Genomic DNA, 3,948 nt, shown 5'->3' on the forward strand with positions numbered 1-3,948 from the left:
CGATCCCCGAGGTGCAGCTGTTGCTCGAGGCACGCGGATGAAGATCGTCGTCACCGGTGCCAGCGGCTTCCTCGGTTGGCACCTCCGCTGCCGGCTGCATGCGACGACCGACCACTCCGTGGTGGCCATCAGCCGCGACACGTGGGGGGAGCTCGCTGCCGCCGTCGCCGAATGTGACGCGGTCATCCACGTGGCGGGCATCAACCGGGCCGATGACGACGCCCTCAGCTCGGGCAACGCCTCGCTGGCCCACGGCGTCGCCGACGCCGTGGTCGCGGCGGACCGCCCGATCCGGGTGGTCTACGCCAACTCCGTCCAGTCGGGCAACGACACGGCGTACGGCGACGGGAAGCAGCGAGCGGCCGACATCCTGCGCGCTGCCACGTCGAGCACCGGCGGGTCCCTCGTGGACGTGCGCCTGCCCAATCTCTTCGGTGAGCACGGACGACCCGCCTACAACTCCTTCGTCGCCACCTTCGTCGCCGCCGCGATCGCCGGCGACAACCCGGCCATCGATGACCGAGACATCTCGCTCCTGCACGTCCAGGGCGCGGCGCGCGCCCTGATCGAGGCGCTCGACAGCGCGGAATCCGTCGTGTCCCCGACCGCCACCGCGACCAGCGTCGGCGCCGTGTGGTCGCACCTGCAGCGGTTCCAGGCGACGTACGTCCCCAGCGGTGACCTGCCCGAGCTGGCCGACGACCTCGAGCTCGACCTCTTCAACACCTACCGGGCCGCGCTCTTCCCGACGCACTACCCGATCGCGTTCACGCCGCGAGCCGACCAGCGTGGGCGACTGGTGGAGACCGTTCGCAACCACGGCTCGGGCGGTCAGACCTTCGTGTCGACAACCGTGCCCGGCGTCACGCGCGGAGAGCACTACCACCTGCGCAAGATCGAGCGGTTCGTCGTGCTCGAGGGCGAGGCGGTCATCGAGCTCCGCAGGATGTTCACCGATGAGGTGCTGACGTTCCCTGTCACCGGCGAGGCGCCGGCCGCGATCGACATGCCGACCATGTGGTCGCACAACATCACCAACACCGGCGACTCGATCCTCACCACGTTGTTCTGGACCGACTCGCTCTTCGACCCGGACCACCCCGACACGATTCCGGAGCCGGTCCGACCGGTCGGACAGGAGCAGCGATGACCAAGGTCATGACCGTCGTCGGGACCCGACCCGAGATCATCCGGCTCTCCCAGGTGATCAAGCGCCTCGATGCGACCGTCGACCACGTGGTCGTCCACACCGGTCAGAACTACGACTACAACCTCAACGAGATCTTCTTCGAGGAGATGGGCCTGCGCGCCCCGGACCACGTCCTCAATGTGGACACCACGAGTCTGGGCACCGTCCTGGGTGAGGTCCTGTCCAAGACCGAGGCGGTCATTGCCGAGGAACAGCCCGATGCACTCCTCGTGCTGGGCGACACCAACAGCTGCATCGCCGCCGTGATGGCCAAGCGCATGCGGGTGCCGACCTATCACATGGAGGCCGGCAACCGCTGCTTCGATGCCAACGTCCCCGAGGAGACCAACCGTCGCCTGGTCGACCACGTCGCCGACTTCAATCTCTGCTACACCGAGCATGCTCGACGCAACCTGCTGGCCGAGGGTCTGCAGCCACGCCGCATCCTCAAGACCGGCTCCCCCATGAAGGAGGTGCTCGGTGCCTATCGAGGCCAGATCGAGGCGTCGGACGTGCTCGAGCGCCTGGAGCTGTCGCAGGGTGGCTTCATCCTGGTGAGTGCGCACCGCGAGGAGAACGTCGACCATGCCGACCGCCTCGGCGCTCTCCTCGACTGTCTCGAGGCCGTGCACCAGGCGTTCGAGCTGCCCGTCCTGGTGTCCACCCATCCCCGCACCCGCAAGCGCCTGGATGCGCTGGGTCGCGCCACCGAGGGACTGATCTTCCACGAGCCCCTGGGCTTCATGGACTACAACCGCCTGCAGATGACCGCGTTCTGCGTGCTGTCCGACTCCGGCACCATCTCCGAGGAGTCCTCGCTGCTCGGTTTCCCGGCCGTCACCTTGCGTGACTCCATCGAGCGCCCCGAGGCGCTCGACACCGGGGTCATCGTGATGACCGGCCTCGACCCGGACAACGTCGTCGAGGGCGTCCGGGCGGCCACGACCGCGCGTCGTGGCGACTGGCTGATTCCCGACGACTACGCCATCGGCAACTGCTCGGAGCGGACCGTGAACTTCATCCTGTCCACCTACCGGCGACACCACGTGTGGGACGGGATCCGTGTCTGATCCTCGTCCGGCCGACCGCACCGAGGTCTTCTACCTGACCTCGGCACCGTCCGCGACCCAGTTCGCGGCGATGAGCGCGAGCCTCAAGGACGGGGTCCAGCACACGACGTACGGCATGGCCGAGGCCAGCTTCAAGTTCCACAACCTGCTCCAGCGAGGCCTGCTGGCCGACCCGACGTGCCACGTGCATGCGGTCGTCGGCCGCAGCGCGACACCCCGCTTCTACCGCGGGCGCTGGTGGTCACGCGTGCTGGAGACGCACTCCCCGCGGCACACCGTGGACCATCTCGGCTTCCCCAACGTCCGCGGCCTCAAACAGGCGTGGCTGGCGCTGGCATTCACTCGGCAGGCCCTGGCCTGGCGTTGGCGCACGCGCGGAGCCGCCAGCCGGGTCCTGGTGGCCGACGCCGCCTACATCACTGCCCTCCCGGGCGTGCTGCGCGCACTCGCGGGGGACTCGATCACCAAGATCGCCATCTTCGCCGACGTCTACGACTTCATGGCCGAGGTCGAGGACGCCGGTCGCGGTGGCCACCACCGCCTCCGTGCGAGGATGCGCAGCTTCGCGGCCGCGACCTATGCCGAGCTCGACGGTTTCGTGCTGCTCACCGAGCAGATGAACGAGGTGGTCAACCCTCGCTCGAGGCCCTACCTGGTGATGGAGGGCCTCGTCGACTCCACGATGCGACTCGCAGAGAACTCACTCGAGGCCAAGACCGCCGCATTCTCGATGCTCTACGCAGGCGCCCTGCGCGCCGAGTACGGGGTCGCCGACCTCGTCGAGGGCTTCAGGGCGCTGAGCGCCGACGAGGCCGAGCTGCACATCTACGGTGGCGGCGACTACGCCCCCGACGTGGCCAGGGCCGCCGCCGAGGACCCCCGAGTGAGGTTTCACGGCCGGACCGACCTGGACGAGGTGGTCGCCGCGGAGATGCGTGCCTGGCTCCTCGTCAATCCGCGGCCAACCTCCGAGGACTTCGTGAAGTACTCCTTCCCGTCCAAGAACATGGAGTACCTCGCCTCCGGCACCGCCGTGCTGACCACTCGGCTCCCCGGCATGCCCACTGCGTACTACGACCACGTGCTCACCATCGATGCTGACGGCGCGCCCGCGATCACGGCGGCCCTGGAGAAGGCGCTGGCCGTGCCGCTGACGGACCTGCACCGGCAAGGTGCCGCAGCCAGGGAGTTCGTCCTTGCGGGCAAGAACGAACGCGTTCAGGCCGCCCGGATCCTCGAGCTGGCCAAGAGGTGCAGCCGATGAGCTCGTCCACGATGCTGAGGGCACGTCGTGCCAGCGCACTCAGAGACCGGGACGTCGATCTGGTGCTCCGCTTCGAGGGGATCTCCCGGCTGATCCCGCTGCTCGTGTGCGGCGGCTTCGTGATCAGTACGGTCGTCCTGCTGCTCATCGGCCCGCTGAACTGGCATCTGTCGGCGCCGTTCAAGATCTTCGCGTTCCTCACAGCAGCGCTCTCGATGCTCGTCGGTGGCTACCTGTGGGCGACGCTGCGCAGGGACCCGACCGAGGACGCCGGGGGGGCGCGGAGACAGCGGACGCCCCTGAGCGCGTCGGCGCTCGTCGTCGTCGGCTCGATCGTCTACCTGGTGCTCTACCCGCCCTCCGTGCACACCACGACGGGGTCCTGGTTCCCCAATGTCTGGCAGGGTCTGACCGACTCGAGCACC

General features: G+C 68.3%; 4 protein-coding genes. All 4 read left to right on the forward strand.

Annotated elements, in window-relative coordinates:
* Window positions 1-1,150: NAD-dependent epimerase/dehydratase family protein (locus RMO85_RS07280; protein ID WP_310528040.1), on the forward strand; the 1,150-nt coding region annotated here is incomplete at its 5' end.
* A complete protein-coding gene (wecB, locus tag RMO85_RS07285; protein WP_310528041.1) occupies window positions 1,147-2,259 on the forward strand; it encodes a non-hydrolyzing UDP-N-acetylglucosamine 2-epimerase in 1,113 nt (370 codons plus the stop codon). The genes RMO85_RS07280 and wecB, both read left to right, overlap by 4 nt.
* Window positions 2,252-3,523, forward strand: coding sequence for a glycosyltransferase (locus tag RMO85_RS07290; RefSeq protein WP_310528042.1), 1,272 nt, complete (start codon window positions 2,252-2,254; stop codon window positions 3,521-3,523). The genes wecB and RMO85_RS07290 overlap by 8 nt, the downstream gene beginning before the upstream one ends.
* Window positions 3,520-3,948: hypothetical protein (locus RMO85_RS07295; protein WP_310528043.1), on the forward strand; the 429-nt coding region annotated here is incomplete at its 3' end. The genes RMO85_RS07290 and RMO85_RS07295, both read left to right, overlap by 4 nt.

The organism is Nocardioides sp., from assembly GCF_031422975.1.
Taxonomy (GTDB): Bacteria; Actinomycetota; Actinomycetes; order Propionibacteriales; family Nocardioidaceae; genus Nocardioides.